Origin of the sequence: Streptomyces sp. NPDC001480 (assembly GCF_042894725.1) — a bacterium.
Classification (GTDB): Bacteria; Actinomycetota; Actinomycetes; order Streptomycetales; family Streptomycetaceae; genus Streptomyces.
The window spans coordinates 138,316-159,178 of sequence record NZ_JBIAVX010000018.1 but is presented as its reverse complement, the minus strand read 5'-3'; the positions used below and the strand labels follow the sequence as shown (position 1 = coordinate 159,178).

Sequence of the window (20,863 nt, the reverse complement as noted above, 5' to 3'; positions counted from 1 at the left end):
CGATCAGGCGCAGCCGCCCTCGGTCTTCGGCAGTGCCTGTTCCGCCCAGATCACCTTGCCCTGGGGGGTGTACCGGGTGCCCCAGCGTTCGGCGAGCTGCGAGACCAGGAAGAGGCCCCGGCCGCCTTCGTCGGTCGTCGCGGCGTAGCGCAGATGCGGCGAGGTGCTGCTGGCGTCGGCCACCTCGCAGGTGAGGGTGCGATCGTGGATCAGCCGGACGTGGATGGGCTCGCCGCCGTAGCGGATGGCGTTGGTGACGAGCTCGCTCAGGATGAGCTCCATGCCGAAGGCGAGCTCGGTCAGGCCCCACTCGTCGAGTTTGTCGGCGGCCGCGAGGCGCACCTTGGCCACGGCGGCCGGATCGGGCGGGACGTCCCAGTCGGCGATCCGGTCGGGCGGCAGCGCCCGGGTGCGGGCGATCAGGAGGGCGACGTCGTCCTGGGGCCGGCCGGGCAGCAGCTCGCCCAGCACGGCCTGACAGCTCTCGTCCGGCGGCCGGTCGGGGTGGCCTGCCAGGGCCTCCCGCAGCAGTTCCATACCCACGTCCAGGTCGCGCGTGCGGTCCTCGATGAGGCCATCGGTGTAGAGCACGAGCTGGGAGCCCTCGGGGAGGTCGAACTCCGCCGTCTGGAACGGCATGCCGCCCAGGCCGAGCGGGGGTCCGGCCGGCAGGTCGGGGAAGGTGGCGCTGCCGTCCGGGAGGACCAGCGCGGGTGCCAGGTGTCCGGCCCGTGCCATGGCGCAGCGGCGCGTCACCGGGTCGTAGATCGCGTACAGGCAGGTGGCGCCCACGACGGCCGCGGGGGTCTCGGGGCAGTTCTCGTTCTGGTCGATACGGCCGACGAGGTCGTCCAGATGGCCCAGCAGCTCGTCGGGCGGCAGGTCGAGCGTGGAGAAGTTGTGCACCGCGGTGCGCAGCCGCCCCATGGTGGCGGCGGCGTGCAGGCCGTGACCGACCACGTCACCGACCACCAGGGCCACTCGGCTGCCGGGCAGGGGTATCACGTCGAACCAGTCGCCGCTCACCCCCGACTGGGCGGGGAGGTAGCGGTAGCCGACCTCGAGGGCGCTCTGCTCGGGCAGGGCCCGCGGCAGCAGGCTCCGCTGGAGGGTGACGGCCAGGGCGTGCTCGCGTGAGTAGCGGCGGGCGTTGTCGATGCTGATGGCGGCGCGGGCGACCAGTTCCTCCGCCAGCGACAGCTCCTCCTCGTCGAAGGGACCGTGCTCCTTGGACCGCCAGAAGTTGGCCACGCCCAGCACGATGCCACGGGCCCGGATGGGGGCCGCGATGAGGGAGTGGATGCCGTACTCCACGATGCCCTCGGCGCGCTCCGGGTCCTGCGCGCGCCAGCCGGTGGCGGCGGACAGGTCGGTGACCAGCTCGGAACGGCCGGTGCCGTAGCCGCGGGCCTGGGGTGTGGAGGGCAGGAAGTCGATCAGCCGGTCCTTCTCGTACAGGGGGTGGTCGTCCCGGATGCCGGACACGGCGATACGTCGCATGCCGGTCGCCGTGGCGGCGGGTTCCTCCCCGTGCAGCACGGCGTCGGCCACGTCCACGGTGACGAAGTCGGCGAAGCGCGGAACGGCGACCCGGGCGAGTTCGTCGGCCGTCCGGACCACGTCCAGGGTGGTGCCGATGCCCAGTCCGGCGTCGTACAGCAGCTTGAGCCGGTCCCGGGCGACCTGGGCCCTGCCGGACACGGCCTGCAACTCGGTGGAGTCACGCAGTGTGACCACGGTTCCCTTGGGGCCTCCGCCGCGGTCCGTGGGCCGCTGGTTGACCGCCAGCAGCCGGGGCCCGGCGAAGTGGACCTCGTCGGTGGCCTCACGGCCGGAGGTGAGGAGCAGGACCATTTCGGCTTCCAGGCCCGACATCTCGCCCACGTGCCTGCCCTCGGCGTCCGCGGGCAGCGCCAGGAGGCGCCTGGCCTCGTCGTTCGCGAGCAGCAGCACCCCGTCGTCATCGATGATCAGCACGCCTTCGCGGACGGAGTGCAGCACCGCGTCGTGGTGTTCGTACATGCGGGTCATCTCGCCCGGAGCCAGGCTGTGGGTCTGGCGGCGCAGCCGTCTGCCCGCCAGGGCCGTCACGCACGTCGCCGCTCCGAGCGCGCCCCCTCCGGCGGCCAGGATGATCGGTATCTGCCGGTCCACCTGGTTGGTGACGTTCTTGACCTTCAGCCCGGCCGAGACGAGGGCGACCACTTTGCCGCGGGTGTCCTTGATGGGCACGGTGGCCTGCACCTCGTGTCCCAGCGGGCCGTGGACGCTTTCCGTGTAGACCTTCCCGGCGAGCGACGGCCCGATGGTCCCCACGAACCGCTTTCCGATCTTGCTCGGGATGGGGTGGGTGTAGCGGATGCCGTGGGTGTCCATGACGACGACGAAGTCGACGCCGGCGGACTTGCGTCCCGCCTCGGTCAGTGGCTGGAGCACCTTCGACGGGGCGGGCGTGTGCAGCGCGCTCAGGATGCCCGGGGAGTGGGCGAAGGTCTGCGCGACGGCTATGGAACGGCGTTTGGCTTCGGCGTTGGTGTCCCGCCGCGACTGGAGGAAGAGGGAGAAGACGGCGAAGACCACGAGCAGCACCACCAGTGCCACTTGCAGAACGAACACCTGCCCGGCGACGCTCCGCGGGCTCTTTCCCGACAGCGGCCGCAGCGCTATTCGTCTAAGCCGGGCAAATCGGTCTTGCATTCGGCCTTTCTAGCACTGCTTGTCCCGAATCGTCACCACCCTGTCCAGGGAGCGTCGGTCACTGCTTCCCCTGCTGTCCCACCAGTCACATCGGTCACGGGATGCCTCGGTCCGCGATGCAGGTCAGAAGGCCGTGTGCGCGAACCACGAATCGAGCGCCGCGCCCTCTCCCGAGACGTCGAAGACCGCCTCCTGGTACGACCGACGCCCGTAGAGCAGCAACAGGAGGTCGGCAGCCGGCCCGGCCACCGCCGCGTGCGGCTCGGATTCCGTGGCGCCGTCGACCGCGGGCGGCAGCAGGCGGAACCCGTCCGGATCCAGCCGCACCCGCCACTCCTCGCCGACGCCGTCGACGGAATCCGTGCGGCGGAAGGCAATGATCTCGCCGCTGCCGCGGACTTTGGCGACACCGGGGGCGAAGAGGCCGGCGTAGGGCAGGTTGACGAGGAACTCGTCCACCCCGTCCGCCGCCAGGACGGGGTCGATGTCCGAGTCACGGCCGACGGCACGCTCGGCGTCCACCCGGTGCACCAGCGTCTCGAACAGCATCCGCCGGGCCCAGAACCGGGCATGCTGGTCCTCGCCCCACGCCCACATGGCCGCATGGGGGTCCGTGGACCGCAGTACGGCCGCCACCCGGGGCACGCCCGCCGCCACCCAGTCGGCATACTCCCGCACCCGCTCCGGCAGCCCCAGTTCCACGTCCCGGCTGCGCGGGGGCTCCTGCACCAGTCGCGTCAGCAGCGCGGAGAACCAGCGCTGGAGCGATCCCACGTGCCGGGCGAGCTCGGCCAGCGTCCAGTCGGGACAGGAGGGCACGGCGGTCTCGGGGTCCGCGCCCCCCGCCACCTCGGCGAATCGCAGCGTCTCCCGCTCGATCGCCTGCCGGTAGACGTCGTACGCCAGCGGATGCCCCACCCGGCCTGTCGTCTCCATGTGCTGCCGCCCTTCAATTCCCGCTACGAAATCCGTCGCGATCAGTGTGGCTGCTGGAGCGCACTCCAAGGCAAGTCCGCCGGGTTCACCCGGGCCCGGCGGAGAGAGAATCGGAATATGTCCCTCCGTTTCTGTGGCGGCCGGGCAATCCCGAGGCTCGGACGGACCGTACATACAGATGTGTCGAGATTTCGGTTCCCCGCGGGCCGCCTGCCGGACGAGGCTCTGCTGTCCGGGCTGGCCACCGGCGATCCGGAGCTCGCCGTCACGTTCGTGCGCCGGTTCCAGCACACGGTCTTCGGTGTCGCCATCGCCGTCACCGGGGATCCGCAGCTCGCCGAGGACGTCGCGCAGCAGACGTTCGAGCGGGCATGGCGGCATGCGCAGATCTACGACGCGCGTCGCGGTTCGGTGCGGACCTGGCTGACGGCCATCGCCCACAATCTGGCCATCGACGCCGTACGCTCGCGGCAGCCGGAGCCGGTGGCGCCCGAGGACCTGGAGGCGGTTCTCGGTGTCGTCAGCGACACACCCGAGCGGCACGCCCTGGCCGACGAGGCGTCGTCCCGGTTGCGGGCCGCCGTGGCGGAGCTGCCGCCCGAACAGGGCCGCGCCCTGGTGATGGCGGGCATCTACGGCATGACCGCCCAGCAGGTCGCCGACTCGGAGAAGATCCCGCTGGGCACCGCCAAGACGCGCATCAGGGCGGCGATGGGCAAGCTGCGGACCACACTCGCGGCTCCGAAACGAGGCGACCATGTCGAGTGACGTGACCTGCGAGAAGCTGCGGGAGATCGGCGCCGAGCTGGCGCTCGGCGTGCTGCCCGGCCGGGAGCGGGCCGGTGCGGTCGCTCACCTGGACGAGTGCGCGGAGTGCCGGGAGTACATCGGGCAGCTGACCCTCGTGGGTGACGGGCTGATCGGGCTGCTGCCCGGCAACGAGCCGCCGGTCGGGTTCGAGACCAGGGTGGCGCAGGCCCTGACGCCGGGGACGCCGGTCCATGAGGGGCGTCCGCACGCCCGCGAGTCCTCGGTGCCGCCCCGGCGCCGACGCCGCCGGGTGCGGCTGCGGATCGCCTCCGCGGCGGCCGCGCTCGTCGTCGCCGTGGGGTTCGGCGGCTGGGCGGTCGGTACCGCGATCGAGGACGTGGCGGCCGGCCCGGCCGCGACCTCCCCCGGCAGCGGAACGGAGATGCTGTCCGGAGACCTCACCTCGGCCGCCGTCGGCCGGAAACCGGCCGGTGAAGTCTATGCGCACGCCGGTCCGCAGGGCTGGGTCTACATGACCATCGACCTTGCCGGCGCCGGGAAGCCGTACAGCGGCAAGGCCTTCTGCCTGCTGGTCCACAGGGACGGCACCACGGTTCCCGTCGGCGCGCTGACCCTGCACGGGGGAAAGGGCTCCTGGGGCAGCCCCGCCTCCGTCGACCCCAGGACACTCACCGGCGCGCGGGTGACGACGTCCGACGGCACCGTGCTCGCCACAGCCCGCCTGGGGGCATCCGACCTGGCCGCCCCGGCATGGTCGGCGTAGTACGCGACGCGAACTAGTGGGCGGCCGCCGAGGAGACGGCCGCCCGGGCCGCGCGTTGCACCAGGGAGACGCCGTCCCCCATCGTCGTGCTCCCGTTCGAGAGGACCGCCACGAGATAGTGGTGCCCGTCCGCGGTGATCTCCCCGACGCTGTTGACGTCCCACAGCTTGGTGGCGCTGCGCCGCAGCCAGCCGTTCTTCAGCGCCCATCCGGAGTCGGCGGCCGCCGAGACACCCCAGGCCTGCCCGGCGGCGACACGAGCCATCAGCGTGCGGATGTAGGTGCGGGAATCCGCGTCGAGCGCCGGGGAGGCGCCGCCTGTACCGGAGTCCGCGTCGAAGAGGTCGCGCAGCAGCCGAATCTGGTCGCTCGCCGTCGTCCGGGTCAGCCCCCAGTCGGTGCCGGAACCGCCCTTCGTCGAGGTCAGCCCCAGCCGCTTGTTCGCGGCGTCCAGACCGGGCGCCAGGCCGATGCGCCGCCACAGGGCGCTCGCCGCGTCGTTGTCGCTGCGCTCGATCATCACTTCCGCCCGGGCCCGGTCCTGCTTCGTGAGACTCCGGCCGGCGTCCTGGGCCTGGAGCAGTGCCGCGGCGAGGATGTCGACCTTCACGATGCTGGCGGTGTCGTAAGGGACGTCGTCGCCGTACACCGCGGGCGTGCGGCCGGTGCCGTCGAGGTCGAGTGCCGCGGCCGTCACCTGTTCCTTCCCCTGCGGCCGCACCTGCCCGAGGAAAGCGGCCGTCGCCGGGTCCGACCGTGTGGTGGCGGCGTCGGACCGCGCGGCCGCCTCTACCGCCGCTGCCGGTGACGGGTCCACCGTCCCGGCCGCCAGCAACCCCGCCACCGAGGTCGCGACGGCGCCGGCCCACATCGCGGCACGCCTGTGCGGCAGGAGGCAGGGGCGGTACGGCATCGGCAGGCACCTCGGCAGTTCGCGGGAGAGTGGCACAGTCCCGCGAACCTAAACAAATTGCCTGCCGCGCGAGGTGACCGTCGCCACGAAAAGCCCGTTTCGCGGCGAACTGTGAAGGGTTTCACAGCTCGGCCGAGGGGCGTCGATCAGGAGGCCGGGGTGGCGGCCCGGCAGTCTGGGCAGAGTCCCCAGAACGTCACCGCGGCCTCCTGGGTGTCGTACTCGTCCGGCAGCCGCGGCTCCATGCAGGGGGCCGCACCCACCGTGCATTCCACGTCGCGGATGGCGCCGCAGGCGCGGCACACGAAGTGGTGGTGGTTGTCGTGGCGCTCGGTCTCGTAACGGGCCGGGTGGCCGGGGATCTGAGTGCACCGGACCAGACCGGCGTCCGTGAGCGCACGCAGCACGTTGTACGTGGCCTGCAGGGACAGGTGGCCGGTGATCCGCTGGGCACGTTCACGCAGCGCGTCGGCGTCGAGGTGGCCGGGCGACTCATGGACGGCGGTCAGCATGGCCATGCGCGGGGCGGTCACCCGCATGCCCGCCGTACGCAGCCGCGCGGCGGCCAGCGCCATGGGCTCGTCGGTGGTGGACGTCGTCGTCATGCCGCCGCCAGGTCCACGGAGAGCTCGAACCACACGCTCTTGCCCACGGGCCCGTACGTCCAGCCCCACCGCGTGGCCAGCGTATCGACCAGCGCCAGGCCTCGGCCGGTCTCGTCCTCGAGGTCCGGGTCGCGCGGACGGGGAGGCGCCGAGGAGCCGTCGCTCACCAGACAGCGCACATCGGAGACCCACTCCAGAGTGAGGCTCAGCGGACCGTCGGCGTGCCGCAGGGCATTGGCCACCAGCTCGCTGACCAGCAGCTCGGCGGTCGGGGCGAGGTCGGTGAGCCCCCATCGGGACAGTACGTCGCGGATGGCGGTCCTCGCCCGGGCGCACGCGGTCGGAGACCACGGCAGGGTCCACGGTCCGCCGACGAACGATTCCAGGCCGCTCCCGGCCAGGGGGGCATCGGACGCCACGCTCTGGTGGGGTTCGCGGGGGACTGTGCGGTCCATGGGAGGCGTGCCTTCGGGGGACGGGTGCGATCTCACTTGAAACCGTACGCCTTTTCTGGAGTCGGTCAAGTCTGTGGATGGCGTCATTTTTCTGGACTCACACGCATCTGGAACCGGTGGTTCCGTGACATCCCTCACCCCGCGCCCACGACCTCGCCGTTCCGCTTAGTAGAGGGCGCTCCGGCGACATAGGAGACTTGTCCGTCTTGGTGCGGACACGTCTCGCGTTCGGCTTGACGGCATTCCGCCCGTTCAGGGGTTCTCGCCCGTTCGCGCTCCGCAAAGGCTGCTGACGGGTCATCAGGCCCTTCCACCGGCCGAGGCAGCGCCACCAGCACGCCCCCACTCCTCTGGCAAGGGCCGCGGAAGTCTACGAACCCGGGTAGTACCAAGGGCCCTTTGCGCTCTGTCCCAGGCCCTCCCAAGAATGACGACCCGCAGGACATCGTCGCAGTTCAGGGCAGGTCACGCATGGGAAAGCACCGCAAGATCCAGCATTACCGGCGGATAGTCGTCACCGCCGCCGTCGTAGGAGCCGTGGGCGTGCCGTCCGTCGCCATGGCCTGTACCGACTGGGGAGCCGGCGGCGGAGACCCACTCCCCGGCACGACGGCGGACACGGCCGTGCAGTGGCAGGGCAACACCGACCGGGACCTCCAGTGGTACCGCCACTGGAAGCACCGCTGGGACGGCACCGCGCCCAGCACCCCCACCGCTCCACCGGCGACGAAGGCCCCGACCGCCCCGGCCGCCCCGAGCACGCCGAAGGCCACCGCGCCCACCGCGCCCACCGCGAAGACCCCCACGACGCCGAGAACGCCGAACACGCCGAGCACCCCGAGCACCCCGAAGCCGACGGCCACGGCCTCCGGGGTCGCCGCCCGGGTCATCCAGCTGGTCAACGTGGAGCGCGCCAAGGCGGGGTGCTCGGCCCTCACCTCGAACGCGACCCTCGCCAAGGCCGCCCAGGCGCACAGCGCGGACATGGCGGCCCACCAGAACATGTCGCACACCGGGTCCGACGGATCGTCCCCGGGCGACCGGATCACCAGGGCCGGCTACAGCTGGAGCGCCTACGGCGAGAACGTCGCCTACGGGTACTCCACCCCCGAGCAGGTCATGGCGGGCTGGATGTCCAGCCCCGGCCACCGCGCGAACATCCTCAACTGTTCCTTCAAGGAGATCGGCGTGGGCCTCGCACAGCCCAACTCCTACTGGACCCAGGACTTCGGCACGCCCCGGTAGGCCGGGGCCCGCTGACGGTCAGGCGCCGAGCGTGCCGGCGGCGGCGCGGACCAGGCCGTCGGGCCAGGCCTGGTGGCCGTTGAGCATCGGGTTGGGGGTCTGCTTCGCCGGCTCGGCGGCGGGCCGGCCGATCTGCGTCTCCTGGGTGAGGAAGCGCACCCGGCCGCCGGGCAGGTCCTCCACCAGCCAGGCGTGCAGGACGTCGAGCCGCTCGTCCGGCTCGCCGCCCTGCTTCGCGGTCCACGACAGGCGGCCCGGGACACCCTGGGCCGGGGCCTGGAACTCCACGACGTGCGCGTCCAGGGGCGGGAAGCCGAAGGTGCCGAAGCTGAAGTCGAGGCCCTCCCGCAGCTCGGGGCCGCCGCCCGGGAAGGAGATGTCGGCGACGTTGTCGTAGTACGGCGACCTGAACCCGCTGCGCACCTTCCTCGCGGTCTACCGCGCCGGTACCTTCACCGCCGCCGCGCCCGCGCTGGGGTTGTCCCAGCCGACCGTGACCGCGCAGATCCGCGCCCTGGAGCAGCAGACCGGCCGCGAGCTGTTCATCCGGCTCCCCCGCGGCGTGGACCCCACACCGCTCGCCCATGAACTCGCCGCCCAGATCGCGGACCCCCTCGACGCGCTCGCCGCCGTCGAAGGCGGCGGCCCGCTCGCCGGGCGCGCCGCGCCCGTACCCGTGCACCTCGCGGGCCCGTCGGAACTGCTGTGTCGCCGCCCCGGCCTGGGCGGGTCGCATCGCCGCACGTCGGCAGGCCGACGACGTGTGCGCCGCCCTGCGCGACATCCCCCTCGTCACGTACGCCGAGGACCTGCCCATCGTGCGCCGCTACTGGCGCACCGTCTTCGGCAGACAGCTCACCGCGCGCGCCGCGGTCACCGTGCCCGACCTGTACGCGGTGCTGTCCGCGGTCAACGCGGGCGGCGGCTTCAGCGCGCTGCCCCGCTCGCTCTGCCAGGAGTACCTGGACTCCGGGCGCCTCGCCCTCCTGCGCGATCCGGAGGAATCCCCGCTGAACACGCTGTTCCTCGTCCAACGGCCCGGCGCCGAGAGCAATCCCGACGTCGTCCGGGTCCGCGACACCCTGCGGGATGCCGCCCGGGGTTGGTAGCGGCTCCCGGGCCTGACGTCAGCGGTGGTGTGCGGCTGCGCGGCCCACCGTCAGGGGCGCCGGGCGGTAGGCGACGTACGCCGCTCCGTCCAGGCCGAGCGCGGTCGCCGACCGTTGCAGGGCGGCGGGGTCGGCGGCGTCCCAGCTGCCCGAGGCGACGCGGTGTTCGAGGGCGTGGAGGGCGGCGACCGTCTCGGCGGTGGTGAAGGTGCAGTGGCCCTGGCGCTCGACGTAGGCCTGGCGCAGCAGCGCGGCCCGGCCGGCCGCGTGGACGCGGTCGGCGAACCGGCGCTCCTGCTCGACCGGGACGAGGTTGTCGGCGGTGGTGTGTACGTCCAGCAGGGGTACGGCGAGTCCCTGCCCGGCGGAGGAGGTGCGTTCGGCGGTACGGACGGCCGCCGGGTCGGCGGTGATGCCGGCGCCCGAGGTGAGGGCCTTCAGGTCGGCGTGCAGGTCGAGCCCCGCCGCTCGGTACAGGGCGCGGACCTGTGGGGCGTGGACGGATCCGGCGAGGAGACGGGCGTAGTCGACGCCCCGGTTCCAGGAGTTGTCGCCGCCGACGGACTGCTCGACCGCGTACCGGCCGCCCTCGACGAAGGACAGGATGCCGCTCGCGAACCAGGCGTACTGCTGCTCCTGCTGGCCCGCCCAGTCGGTGGGCGCGGGGGCGGTCCGGCCCGGTGCCCACGCCGGGAGGTTGAGGAAGGCGGCGGCCAGTGCGATGCGGGCGCGACCCTGCGGTGTGGCCTGTGCGGCGGTGACGGCCGTGGTGAGCTGCTGGGCGGTGGCGGCGGCCTCGTCGGCGGAGCCGAACCGGACGAGCTTGACGTCCTGTCCGGGCAGGAGCAGCCGGGCGAGGGTGTACTCGGCGTCGAGTTGGTAGTTGTCCAGGTCGGTGCCGCCGGCCACCAGCCCGCACAGGCCCAGCGCGCCGTCGACGCGACCGGCGCCGTCGCGGGCGATCCGGGCGTTGACCAGTCCGCCCATGGAGCTGCCGACGGAGAGGGTGCGGCTCGGTGTGCCGATCCGCGCGGTGACCGCGTCGAGGGTGGCGAACTGGTCGCGCTCCGCACTGGCCAGGGCCCACATCGAGCCGTGCGGGTCGTAGGAGGAGCCGGCCAGCGCGTATCCCTGGGCGAGGAGTTCGTCGCGTACGGCGTCGGTGGGGGCGTCGCGGGCGACGAGCGGGCCGAAGCCGTGGCTGAACAGCAGCAGGGTGCCGTTCCAGTCGGCGGGGACGTCCGCGATCCAGGTGGCTCCGTCGGCGAGGGTGCCGGTGAGATGACCGGAGTTCGCGGCCTGGGCCCGCACGGCCGCCGGGGCGGAACCGGCCGTGAGGGCGGTGACCGCCGCCGTGGCGAGGGCGACGAGGGAGAGACGCAGACGGCTGCGCATGACGGCGGCTCCTGGTGGGAGTGGGGGCGGGAGCACGTCGGAATCTAGGGCAGTTTTATTGCAGCCGTCAATCTGATGCACAACATTGGTCAGTCGAGGAGGAGTGGGTTGGGCAGCGCGGCCCCGGGACGCATACGCAGAAGGGTGTGCAGGACTCCCGCGAGGCCGGACATGAGGCTCGGGGAGAACGCCTCGCGGGCCAGGCCGCCCACCGGGCCGCGTTGTTCGAGACCGGTGAGGATCTCGCCGTCGAGCGCCGCCGGGTCGCCGAAGTTCATGGACGTGAGGAACTCCCAGAGGCCGAGGTCGCCGTGGCACAGGGTGTGGCTCCAGCCGAAGCCCTCGGCGGCACAGGCGCGGGCGGCGCGGTGGGCCATGTCGAGGTGGGCGGGATCCCCTGTGCGCCGGTGGAGGTCGAGCATGCCGGTGCCCACGCCCGCGCTGCCGTGGCACCAGCTGGTGAAGAAGTCTTCCTCGGCGCCGACACGGACGTCGAGCCAGTTGCCGTGCTCGGGTCGGTAGAGGGACTCCTGGTAGGCGAAGGCCCGCTCGGCGAGGTGCGTCCAGTCGCGCCGTTCGGCCGGCGAGCCCGCGCCGCCGAGGGCGAGCCGGGTCAGCGCCCAGCCGATGCCGGTGGCGCCGTGGGCGAAGCCGCCGATGCCCTCGGGGTTGAGCCGGGTCGTCCAGCGGGCGCCGCCACCGTCGACGGTGGCCGACCCGGTGAGCCGGCGGCCGATGTGCGCGGCGGCGCCGAGCCACCGGTCTTGTCCGGTCGCGGCGGCCAGGCCGAGCAGGGGGACGATGCCGCCGGCCGCCCCGTTGAGGAGGTCCACCTCGATGTCTTCCTCGACCAGCCGGCCGCCCTCCGCGAGCAGCAGGGCCCTCGCGGCCGCCCGTTCCAGCAGCCAGTCCTCGCCGAGCACCCGGTGCAGCGCCAGCCACGTCCACACCTGGGAGGCGGCACCGCTGAACGCCCCGGCCGACGGCGTCGGCGTCCGGTCCTCGGTGGAGACCAGCACCCGCAGCGCGCCCTCGAACGTCTCGGCGACCCCGGGCACGTCGTCCGCGCGTCCGGCCCGCACCTGCGTCAGGTACTCCGCGAGGGTCAGCGCCACCCCGCCCTGCCCGGTGTAGAGGTCGGCGGGCAGCACCCTGATGGACCACCCGGCGGGAGTGAAGACGGGGCTGATCCAGGTGACCGTGCCGTCCTCGCCGCGCACCGCCCCGTCGCACAGCCGCCGCACCATCTGGGCGGCCAGGTCGCGGCGCCGCCGCTCCCGGTCACGAGCGTGCGGTTCACGGGCGGCGGCCTGCACCCGCTGGGGCAGCGAACGCTCGTTCAGGTACGCGCCCACCAGCGCGTCCTGGATCACCGACTCCTCCAGCGCCAGGTCGGCGGTGCGCCAGTCCTCGACGGTGGTCCGGACGGCGGCCGCGTCCACGGTGAAGGTGAACATCGGTATGTCACCGACCAGCAGGTCCGCGATCTCGCCGTCGACGGCCGGGCGGTCGGCCGGCGCGCCGGCCAGCACCTCGGCGTTGCGGCGCAGGATGTCCCGGGCCCGCTCGACGGCGGCCGTCTCGTCGTGCAACGACGCCGGGTGCCACAGCATCCGGCCGATGTCGACGTACGCCTGCGTCGGCCGCAGGATCCGCCGCGCCCGGGCGCCCTCGAAGCGGCGCAGCAGCTGGTGGGGATCGGTCCCGGGCCGGTGCAGATGCGCGGTCATCTCGCGGAACCCGGCCAGGATCCGGTCCCAGTACAGGCTCAGTACCGGGGTGGGGCTCGGGTGGTTGTTCGTGGGGGGCATCGCCACCAGCTCCACCTGGAAGCGGGCCGCCGCGGTGCCGGCGTCCGCGATCACCGGGTTCGGGATCAGCGGCTGCTGGCCGGGCAGCGCCCCGACCCCGGAGATGTCCACCCCGCCGAGCGCGAAGCCGGTGCCGCGCACGGGCAGCAGTCCGGTACGCAGCACCGTGCGGCGGATGGCCGCCGCCGCCACGTCCACCGCGTCGCCCCGGCCGCTGGGCGGGAAGGGCGCGGGGGCGTCGAAGAGCGTCTCGGCGTCCACGATCACCGGCACCGGGCCCGCGGCGACCATGTTCTCGGCGTGCATGTCGGTGCCGCCGGTGAACCGGAGCACGGCCAGCCAGTGCCCCATGTTGCGGTAGAAGGCGGCGAGTTCGGAGTCGTCGGCGCAGTGGCGGTGGCGGACGAACTCGGCCCAGCCGTAGCCCTCGCGCGGCAGCGTCCGCGGCACCCTGATGCGCTCGTCCGGCGCCGGGGCGCCGGGGAAGTCCGCGTAGAGCTCGTCCAGCAGCGCGCCCAGGGCCACGTCCGTACCGGACGGCCGGGGCTTGTACATGACGCTTCCACCGGCGAAGTCGGCCCGGCTGACCGTCAGTCCACCGCGGTGGGTGTCGCCCGCTCCGAACGCGACGGCGCGCAGCTGCCCCGCGGGTCCGTCCAGCAGCGGACGCAGCAGTTCGCGGTCCGCGGCGAGCCGCTGTGCGAAACCGGCCGTCGCCGCAACGGACAGCCGCGCCACCGACGCGACCCGCCCGGCCACGGTCGGGTACCGGCCGGCCAGCCGGTCGAGATAGCCCTCCTGGGCGGCCTGCTCGATGAACTCGGCCCATGTCTCCGTGTCGGCCACGGCGCCTGCGCCTTCGGCGGCCCGTCCGCCGCCCGCTGTCATGTGCAGCGCGCGCAGTTCGATCAGGAACAGGCGGGACAGTTTGGCGTGCAGCGACCTGAGCAGGGCACTGTGCCCGCCGTCCAGCACCGCCTCGCGTTCGGCCCGGCCCAGGCCGTCCACGGCGGCCAGCCGCCGGGCCAGCTCCTCCCGCCACGGGCGGGCGATGGCTCGTACGGGCCGGGAGAACCATTGCTTCTCGTCGCTCGTGCCCGGCTCCACCGGTACCGATCCGCTCACCGTCCACCCTCCTGATGCCAGAAAGGAGCACGAGGAACCGCGCCGTGGTTCGGCACGCGGTCCCCCGCGCCTGTGCTTTTGTGAAGGTGCCTCAGGTGATCAGCAGCACCAGCTGCCGTGGGAGCCGCTCGGGCTGGAACAGAAGCCGTAGAGGGAGTCGCTCGGGTCGGTCAGCGCGGCCTCGGCCGCCGTGCCGCCGACGTACAGGGGTCCGGCCGGGTTGGCCTGCCCGTACGCGCACTCGGCGCCGGACAGCCAGGCGTCGAGCACGGCGGCGGTGGAAACTCTGGTCTGGGGCATGGATGGCCTCCAAACGAGGGGATTGGGACGGATTGCCCGCCCTGAGTATCGCGGGATTCGAACGCCCGTCAGATGTGCGATTCGGCCACAGTCGAACGGTGCTGGTGTGGCGTACGGCTGCCCGTGGGAGGCCTGCGGCAACGTCGAGCGGAACCGCCAGCGGCCGCAACCCACCTCGTACACCGTTTCCGTGTCGCCGGTGCGCAGGAGGCGCGCTCCCGCCGGTGCCTCGGCACTGCCGTCGGACGCGGGACGTGGACCTCCGCCGTGCTCCCGGCGGGCACGTCCACGGTCAGCCGGAAACGGTCGGCACGGCGGGTCCAGGCGGTGCGTACGCTGCCGCAGGGGGTGCGGTGGGAGGCGGCCGAGGTCATGTCGCCTTCGACCGCGGGATCCACGAGGAGTTCGGCGTACCCGACCGAGTCGGCCGTCTGCGCGAGGCCGGCGACGCGTTCGGTGAACCAGGAGTCGATGGCGCCGAGCGTGAAGTGGTTCTGTGACTGGCCCGGTCCGCCGTCCCAGGACTCGCCGAGCGTGGTGTCGCCCGCCCGTACCTGGTGGCTGTAGCTCGGGCTGGTCGTCTGCGTGGCGATCTCGTGGACGAGGTCGTCGCGGTCGGCGGCGGACAGCACCCGGAAGGCGGCGGGCAGGGAGATCTCGCCCAGCAGCAGGTGGTGTCCGGCGGACTTGACGGCGGTCGTGAAGTGGCCGAGCAGCCGGTCCCCCTCCCCCGCCGGGTAGGCGCCCGTGTCGAGGGCCAGCGCCTCGGCGCCCTGGCCGCCGCCCCCGAAGGTGCCGGTCGTGGCGTCGTAGTACTTGGCGGCGAGGGCCTTGGCGCTCGCGTCGGCCTTCGCCCGGTACTCGTCGGCCGCCGCCCGGTCACCGAGGACGCCGGCGATCCGGCTGAGGCCGTCGACGACCCGCCAGTAGCCGTAGGTGCCGGCCACCGCCCGTGGGAAGGTGCGGTCGGGCGTGAACCAGTCGCCCAGGCCGTGGTCCAGGATGCCGCCGCTCACCTGGCGCTCCAGGTAGGCGGCGTACTGCCGCATGCGCGGGTAGTAGGTGCGCGGTGTGTCGCGGTCGCCGTAGGTGGTGTACAGCTGCCAGGGCACGAGCACGAACGCGCCGCCCCAGTTGGCGTCGTCGCGGTAGGCGCCGGGCAGGCTGGTGCACTCCGGGAGGGTGCTGGGGATCAGCCCGTCCTGGGTCTGCGCGTCGGCCACGTCCCGCCCAGTTTCTCCCGGCTGGGGCAGTCGGTCAGGACGCTCATCATGTTGCCCTCGATCGCCCGCCGGATCAGCGAGCGGATGCCGTTGACGAGCGGGTCGGAGCCGGTGAAGTCGCCGGCGGAGGTGTTGTCGGTGCGCGGCGGTCCGCGTGCCGGACGCGACTACGACCGGGCGGGCTGGTTGGCGATCAGAAGAGTGCTGCCGGCGGGGCGGAAGCCCAGGCGGGAGTAGATGCGGGCCACCCTGTCGTCGGCGTAGGCGAGGAAGACCGTGCGCACTCCGCGGTCGCGGGCGTGGGTGGCCAGAGCCGCGGCGACGGCGGCGCCCAGGCCCTGGCGGCGGGCGCTGGGCAGAGTGCCGATACCGCCGATCTCGGTGGTGCCGTTCGCCGGATGGTAGTGGCCGGCGGCGAGCGGGGTGCCGTCGGGACCCAGGGCGACGATGAGCGTCTTGTGTCCGGCGCGGAGGGACGGGCGGATCGTCTCGACCGTGCCGTCCGCGGTCAGTTCCCCGGCCTGGGTGGCGAGTTCCGCTCCGCCCGCCGGGCCCACGGCCGTGCCCGCGCGGGCGAAGGCCAAGCGGGGCAGTGCGAGGGTCATGGGCAGGGCCGGGTCCTCGGCCGTCAGCACATGGAGCCGCACGCCCTCGGGCAGAGGCTGCCGCGGGATCGCACGGTGCGGGTCGAGGGCCATCAGCGGGCGCTCCGCCACGGGCAGGCCCGCGTCCTCGATACGGGAGCGCAGCGCCGGTGCCGTCTCGGCGAGCCATTCGAAGGCTTCCGGCACGCCGAGCTCCCGCTGCCGGGCGCGCACCCGGGCGATGTCCGCGCCGTTCACCACCGAGGCGCCCTCCGCCGTGGGCTGAGCGTGGCTCGGGCCGCCGTAGTACGGGGTTCCCGGTTCCTTGCGTACGAACAGCCGCAGCGGGCCGAAGTCCTCGGCGTCGGCGAACAGCAGGGGCACGGTCGCGTAGTACCGCTCGATACGGTCGCGCAGCGCGTCACTCATGATCCGCATCCCACCACGGTGACGCGGTGCGCCGCATCCGGAAATCCCTCGTCCCCGAAATCCCATGCTTGCAAGGCCCGTTCAGGGATGCGGCGGGATATCGTCGCGGGCATGGAGATCTCACGCTCGAAGGGACCGGCGGGCTTCAGGTAGCCGCCAGGAGATACCTGGCGGTGACTACCTACGGAGTCCCCGTGGCACGCACCGCCCACCACGTTCCCGCCGCGCACAGCCGGGACGCCGATGACCACCGACCAGGGAGCCCTTGGCGTTCCGTGGTTCTGTACGACCTCAGGTACAGCGCCCGCAGCCTCACCGACGCGGCACGGGAATCCAGGAGGCCCCGTCCCCGTGCGGTCCGCCGCAAGGTGGATTTCCGCTCATTCGCCCGTCACGGTCACGACCGTTGCGTCGCACAGTGGTCCGCGCTGGAGGAACGCCGGGCACGACAGCGGCTGCGGACCCAACTGGGGAATGTGCTGCGGCTGGTGAACACCGCCGCCGGTGAACTGGCCCTCGACGCCGCTGAGGCCGTGGACGTGCCGCCGGCACGTCACCGACGCGGATCGCTCTGGCTCGCGTAGTCCTCAATGGGGTGTTCCACCGTGTCCCGGCGGGGGTTGTCCCACCTCCGATGCGGCTGTCAGCCGGAGTGATCGTGTGACGGCCGGTGCCTGGCGTGAGGTGGCATGGCAACCTGCTTACCCAGCTCCGCACCCGGCCGCCGCCGTGGTCTCGCGGCCTTGGTGACGGCCCTCGTGCCGGCCGCGACACCGGTGGCGACCGCGCGCCCGCCCGCCGCGCACCCGCCCGGCCGCTGCGGTCCGCACGACGAGGTCCGTCGCGCGCTGCACACCCTCACCGCCCGCGACCGGATCGCGGGGGCCGCGGTCCTGGTCACCACCGGGCACCTGCCCGCCGCAGACGTCACCTGCGACCAGAGCGTCGGACGAGCTCCCCCTCGGCCGGCTTATCCGAACTGGCCGGGCTGGTAGTCGCCGGCGGGCTGCTGGACGATGACGTTCAGCCGGTTGTAGGCGTTGATGAGGGCGATGAGGGAGACGAGAGCGGCGAGCTGGTCCTCGTCGTAGTGCTTGGCGGCGTTCGCCCAGGCCTCGTCCGAGACACCGCCGGCCGCGTCGGCGATGCGGGTGCCCTGCTCCGTCAGCTCCAGCGCGGCGCGCTCGGCGTCGGTGAACACCGTGGCCTCGCGCCAGGCCGCGACCAGGTTCAGGCGCACCGAGGTCTCCCCGGCGTGGGCGGCGTCCTTGGTGTGCATGTCGGTGCAGAAGCCACAGCCGTTGATCTGACTGGCGCGGATCTTCACCAGTTCCTGCGTCGCGGCCGGCAGCGTCGAATCCGACACCACCTTGCCCGCCGAGTTGAGGTGCTTCAGGAACTTGGCCACACCCGGGATACCGAACGCGTTCAGGCGAGCTTCCATGACGGACTCCTCTGCGGTTGCTGGTGCTTACGTCTCTCTGACTGAACGGCCCGCCTGAATGTGACAGCTGTGGACGTGACGTGAGTCACACCCCTCTCGCATACGCGGCTGAACACGCTGCGCATCCGGTCCGTACCGTCCCGTGCACGCGTCAGTCAGCGCCTCAGCCCACATCCAGCAGCCACGACGCCCGGAGTCGATCCCGCATGATGCTCACCAAGCGCGCCGCGCTCATGACCGGAAGCCTCGCCACGGCAGCCGCGGCGGTCCTGGGGGCCGCCACGGTCGGTCACGCGGCCGACCACCCGACGGCCCACACCTCCGCCGCTGCCCACGAAACCGCGATCCCCCCGCAGCTGCGCGTGCCCGAAGGCAACGAGCGGATCGCCTCGCTCGTCGCGCAGGGCGTGCAGACCTACACCTGCGTCAACGGTTCCTGGACCTTCCTGGAGCCCGCCGCCAACCTCTGGAAGGAGCACGACCCGCGACACCGCCCTGTCGCCCTGCACAGCAAGGGCCCGGTGTGGATCTCCACCGTCGACGGCAGCGCGGTCAACGCCTCCGCCGTCCCCGGCGCTAGCGTCCCGCACGATGACGCAGTACCGGAACTGCTGCTCAAGGCCACGGCCACCCGCGGCGACGGCATGTTCGGCTCCGTCTCCTACATCCAGCGCCTCCACACCGAGGGAGGCCTCGCACCGGCGGGATCCTGCACGGACAACAGCCAGGCCGGCGTCCCCTATTCGGCCACGTACCTCTTCTACGCACCCTCGCGTCCATGACCGCCGAACCGGTGAAGCGGGCCACTCGTCCTACCCCGCTTGCGGTTACGCAGCCCGACAGCGGCATCACGAAGCGGTAACAAGAAGCAACCACGCGGAAGACGGCATGGTCTAGGCCCCTATGAAGATCTCTTTCCTGCTGCACAACGCCTACGGGATCGGAGGCACGATCACCACCACCTTCAACCTGGCGCAGGCGCTGGCAGACCGGCACGACGTGGAGATCGTCTCCGTGTTCCGGCACCTGGAGCGGCCGCACTCCGCCCTGGACCCGAGGGTGTCGCTGCGGCCGCTGGTCGACCTCCGGCAGGAGAAGGAGCATCCCCAGCAGCTGAGACCGGCGCGAGTCTTTCCCCGCGCCGAGTACCGGTACAAGCAGTACAGCGAGCTGACGGACGAGCGCATCGCCGCGTGTCTCGCCGCGACCGACGCCGACGTGGTGATCGGCACCCGGCCGGGCCTCAACGTGCACCTCGCGCTCCAGGCACCCCGCCACGTGGCACGCGTCGGGCAGGAGCACCTGACCCTGGACAACCACTCGCCGCAGCTGCGCACCTCGCTGCGCCGGGCCTACCCCCGGCTCGATGTGCTCACCACCGTGTCCGAGGCGGACGCCGCCGCGTACAGGCGGCAGATGAGACTGCCCGGCGTCCGCGTGGAGAACCTCCCCAACAGCGTGCCGGATCCCACCCTGCCGACGGCGGACGGCAGCGCCAAGGTGGTCGTCGCGGCCGGCCGGCTGGTCCCGGTGAAGCGGTACGACCTCCTCATCGAGGCCTTCGCCGTGGTCGCCGCCGAGCACCCCGACTGGCAGCTGCGCATCTACGGCAAGGGTGAGCAGCGCGACCGGCTGCGCCGGCTCATCATGGAGCTGGGGCTGTGGAACAACGTCCACCTGATGGGTCCGGCGGCCCCCATGGAGGCGGAGTGGGTCAAGGGCTCGATCGGTGCGGCCGCCTCGGACTTCGAGCCGTTCGGCATGACCATCGTCGAGGCGATGCGCTGCGGTCTGCCGGTGGTGAGCACCGACTGCCCCCACGGACCCGGTGAGATCATCGAGGACGGCGTCGACGGCCGGCTGGTGCCGGTCGGGGACCGTGCCGCCCTGGGCGCCGCCCTGCTGGAACTCGTACGCGACGACGAGCGGCGTCGCCGTGCGGGACGCGCGGCCATGGAGAACGCGCGGCGGTACGCTCCCGGCCCAGTACTCGAACAGGCCGAGAACCTGTTGACCGCGGCGGTCTCGGCCCGGCGGGCGGGACACCCGCTCGCCCGGGAACGCGCTCACGTGGGCCGCGTACTGACCAGCCGGGGTTTCGCCGCCCGCGACGCCGCGCGGGTCGCGGCGAACGGCGTGATGCGCAGGGTACGGAGGGCAGGACGATGAGCACGGAACACAACGCTCAGCCACGCGTCGCCTGTACGGTCGGCGCGGACGGCCGGATCACCTTCGACCTGCCGCTGCCGGCGGCCGAGGGCCAGCGACTGCTCCTGCGGCTCCGCCCCAAGAAGGGACAGCCCGAGACGACCCGCCACGTCCTCGGCCTCGAACCCTCCGGCCACGGCTCGCGCGCCACACTGGAACCGCCCACCGTGCTCGCGGAGGGCCGCTGGGACGTGTACCTGCTGCCGGACCCCGACTCCCCGCGGGTCCGGCTGCGCCCGGGCCTGCGCGACCTGCGGGCCCTCGTCGACGGCCACCTGCGTGACCGGCCGTCACCGCTCGCCGTCCGGATCCCCTACGGCACCAAGGACGGTCATCTCGCCGTGCGCGCCTGGCTGCGCCCCGCCCACGCCGAGGCCGGCCGCGTCGACATCACGGACCGGTCGACGACGGTCGCCGCACGCCTGCACGGCGCCGATCTCCAGGAGGGGGCGGTGGTCCACCTGCGCCTGCGCGACGACGGCACCGTACGCACTCTTCGGCCACAGCCGCAAGACGACGGCCGGAGCCTCTCCTTCGTCCTCGACCACGAGGAGCTCGCCGTCGGCACGAGCACCGGCAGCGGCGTCTGGGACGTGTTCGTCCGCCCCGCGGCAGAGGCACCTCTCATCCGGTTGGCCCGACTGCTCGACGACGTGGCGGACCGCAAGGAGGTGTTCGTCTACCCGGCGACCACGACCGGGGACGCGGTGGTGTCCCCCTACTACACGGTCGACAACGACTTCTCCGTGAAGGTGGCGAAGGCCGGTCGCCCGGCGGCGCAGGCGTGAGGCCGATCCGGGTCGGGTAACCATGCGGTGCTTCACTGGCGCTGGGCCGAAGGGGGAGACGC

20 protein-coding genes and 2 pseudogenes are annotated in these 20,863 nt (G+C 72.6%); 9 read left to right on the top strand and 13 right to left on the bottom strand.

Annotation, left to right across the window (positions count from 1 at the left end; translation table 11 throughout):
* Positions 1-3 precede the first annotated feature (3 nt).
* Both ACFY01_RS36720 and ACFY01_RS36715 read right to left on the bottom strand, forming a co-directional pair.
* Entirely contained in the window at positions 4-2,697 is a 2,694-nt protein-coding gene (locus ACFY01_RS36720; protein ID WP_390740095.1) for a SpoIIE family protein phosphatase, read from the bottom strand.
* A gap of 123 nt (positions 2,698-2,820) precedes the next feature.
* Positions 2,821-3,633, bottom strand: a complete 813-nt coding sequence (locus ACFY01_RS36715) for a maleylpyruvate isomerase family mycothiol-dependent enzyme (RefSeq protein WP_390740094.1) — start codon at positions 3,631-3,633, stop codon at positions 2,821-2,823.
* Between the two features lie 180 nt (positions 3,634-3,813).
* Between ACFY01_RS36715 and ACFY01_RS36710 the strand changes: the two genes are divergently transcribed.
* A complete protein-coding gene (locus ACFY01_RS36710) occupies positions 3,814-4,401 on the top strand; it encodes an RNA polymerase sigma factor (protein ID WP_390740093.1) in 588 nt (195 codons plus the stop codon).
* Positions 4,391-5,167, top strand: coding sequence for a zf-HC2 domain-containing protein (locus tag ACFY01_RS36705; RefSeq protein ID WP_390740092.1), 777 nt, complete (start codon positions 4,391-4,393; stop codon positions 5,165-5,167). Before ACFY01_RS36710 ends, ACFY01_RS36705 begins: the two co-directional genes overlap by 11 nt.
* 13 nt (positions 5,168-5,180) lie before the next feature.
* Here the strand turns inward: ACFY01_RS36705 and ACFY01_RS36700 are convergent, their stop codons facing one another.
* The 3 genes from ACFY01_RS36700 to ACFY01_RS36690 form a co-directional block, all read right to left on the bottom strand.
* Positions 5,181-6,080: a serine hydrolase gene (locus tag ACFY01_RS36700; protein WP_390740091.1), complete on the bottom strand. Its 900-nt coding sequence runs from the start codon at positions 6,078-6,080 to the stop codon at positions 5,181-5,183.
* A gap of 146 nt (positions 6,081-6,226) precedes the next feature.
* Complete coding sequence (locus ACFY01_RS36695; RefSeq protein ID WP_390740090.1) at positions 6,227-6,685, bottom strand: Fur family transcriptional regulator; 459 nt, start codon at positions 6,683-6,685, stop codon at positions 6,227-6,229.
* On the bottom strand, positions 6,682-7,140 hold the full coding sequence (locus ACFY01_RS36690) for an ATP-binding protein (RefSeq protein WP_390740089.1): 459 nt from the start codon (positions 7,138-7,140) through the stop codon (positions 6,682-6,684). Before ACFY01_RS36690 ends, ACFY01_RS36695 begins: the two co-directional genes overlap by 4 nt.
* 471 nt (positions 7,141-7,611) lie before the next feature.
* Here ACFY01_RS36690 and ACFY01_RS36685 point away from each other — a divergent pair, with 471 nt between their 5' ends.
* On the top strand, positions 7,612-8,385 hold the full coding sequence (locus ACFY01_RS36685; protein ID WP_390740088.1) for a CAP domain-containing protein: 774 nt from the start codon (positions 7,612-7,614) through the stop codon (positions 8,383-8,385).
* 18 nt (positions 8,386-8,403) lie between these two features.
* Here the strand turns inward: ACFY01_RS36685 and ACFY01_RS36680 are convergent, their stop codons facing one another.
* Positions 8,404-8,808, bottom strand: a complete 405-nt coding sequence (locus ACFY01_RS36680; RefSeq protein ID WP_390740087.1) for an SRPBCC domain-containing protein — start codon at positions 8,806-8,808, stop codon at positions 8,404-8,406.
* Between ACFY01_RS36680 and ACFY01_RS36675 the strand changes: the two are divergent.
* Positions 8,792-9,494, top strand: a pseudogene (locus ACFY01_RS36675) (LysR family transcriptional regulator). The gene ACFY01_RS36680 and the pseudogene ACFY01_RS36675 sit on opposite strands and share 17 nt — an antisense overlap.
* A gap of 18 nt (positions 9,495-9,512) precedes the next feature.
* Here ACFY01_RS36675 and ACFY01_RS36670 read toward each other — a convergent pair.
* From ACFY01_RS36670 to ACFY01_RS36645, 6 genes and pseudogenes are all read right to left on the bottom strand, one after another.
* A complete protein-coding gene (locus tag ACFY01_RS36670) occupies positions 9,513-10,889 on the bottom strand; it encodes an alpha/beta hydrolase (protein WP_390740086.1) in 1,377 nt (458 codons plus the stop codon).
* Between the two features lie 89 nt (positions 10,890-10,978).
* On the bottom strand, positions 10,979-13,825 hold the full coding sequence (locus tag ACFY01_RS36665) for a type 2 lanthipeptide synthetase LanM family protein (protein WP_390740085.1): 2,847 nt from the start codon (positions 13,823-13,825) through the stop codon (positions 10,979-10,981).
* 99 nt (positions 13,826-13,924) lie between these two features.
* A complete protein-coding gene (locus tag ACFY01_RS36660; RefSeq protein ID WP_390740084.1) occupies positions 13,925-14,125 on the bottom strand; it encodes a DUF6229 family protein in 201 nt (66 codons plus the stop codon).
* Between the two features lie 68 nt (positions 14,126-14,193).
* Positions 14,194-14,499: an alpha-L-rhamnosidase C-terminal domain-containing protein gene (locus ACFY01_RS36655; protein WP_390740153.1), complete on the bottom strand. Its 306-nt coding sequence runs from the start codon at positions 14,497-14,499 to the stop codon at positions 14,194-14,196.
* A gap of 132 nt (positions 14,500-14,631) precedes the next feature.
* Positions 14,632-15,422, bottom strand: a pseudogene (locus ACFY01_RS36650) (hypothetical protein); the annotation flags it as partial.
* A gap of 93 nt (positions 15,423-15,515) precedes the next feature.
* Complete coding sequence (locus tag ACFY01_RS36645) at positions 15,516-16,370, bottom strand: GNAT family N-acetyltransferase (RefSeq protein ID WP_390740083.1); 855 nt, start codon at positions 16,368-16,370, stop codon at positions 15,516-15,518.
* A gap of 164 nt (positions 16,371-16,534) precedes the next feature.
* Here ACFY01_RS36645 and ACFY01_RS36640 point away from each other — a divergent pair, with 164 nt between their 5' ends.
* Both ACFY01_RS36640 and ACFY01_RS36635 read left to right on the top strand, forming a co-directional pair.
* Positions 16,535-16,945, top strand: coding sequence for a hypothetical protein (locus ACFY01_RS36640; protein WP_390740082.1), 411 nt, complete (start codon positions 16,535-16,537; stop codon positions 16,943-16,945).
* Between the two features lie 105 nt (positions 16,946-17,050).
* Positions 17,051-17,356 carry a hypothetical protein gene (locus ACFY01_RS36635; RefSeq protein ID WP_390740081.1) on the top strand — a complete coding sequence of 102 codons (306 nt, stop codon included), beginning with the start codon at positions 17,051-17,053 and terminating at the stop codon, positions 17,354-17,356.
* On the opposite strand, the gene ACFY01_RS36630 is transcribed toward ACFY01_RS36635, so the two are convergent.
* Positions 17,332-17,805 carry a carboxymuconolactone decarboxylase family protein gene (locus ACFY01_RS36630; RefSeq protein WP_390740080.1) on the bottom strand — a complete coding sequence of 158 codons (474 nt, stop codon included), beginning with the start codon at positions 17,803-17,805 and terminating at the stop codon, positions 17,332-17,334. The genes ACFY01_RS36635 and ACFY01_RS36630 overlap by 25 nt on opposite strands.
* Positions 17,806-18,011: 206 nt before the next feature.
* On the opposite strand from ACFY01_RS36630, the gene ACFY01_RS36625 reads away from it, so the two are divergent.
* From ACFY01_RS36625 to ACFY01_RS36615, 3 genes are all read left to right on the top strand, one after another.
* Positions 18,012-18,587: a DUF3455 domain-containing protein gene (locus tag ACFY01_RS36625; protein ID WP_390740079.1), complete on the top strand. Its 576-nt coding sequence runs from the start codon at positions 18,012-18,014 to the stop codon at positions 18,585-18,587.
* A 121-nt stretch (positions 18,588-18,708) separates the two neighbouring features.
* Positions 18,709-19,974 carry a glycosyltransferase family 4 protein gene (locus tag ACFY01_RS36620; protein WP_390740078.1) on the top strand — a complete coding sequence of 422 codons (1,266 nt, stop codon included), beginning with the start codon at positions 18,709-18,711 and terminating at the stop codon, positions 19,972-19,974.
* Positions 19,971-20,801, top strand: coding sequence for a transferase (locus ACFY01_RS36615; protein WP_390740077.1), 831 nt, complete (start codon positions 19,971-19,973; stop codon positions 20,799-20,801). The genes ACFY01_RS36620 and ACFY01_RS36615 overlap by 4 nt, the downstream gene beginning before the upstream one ends.
* Positions 20,802-20,863: the final 62 nt, after the last annotated feature.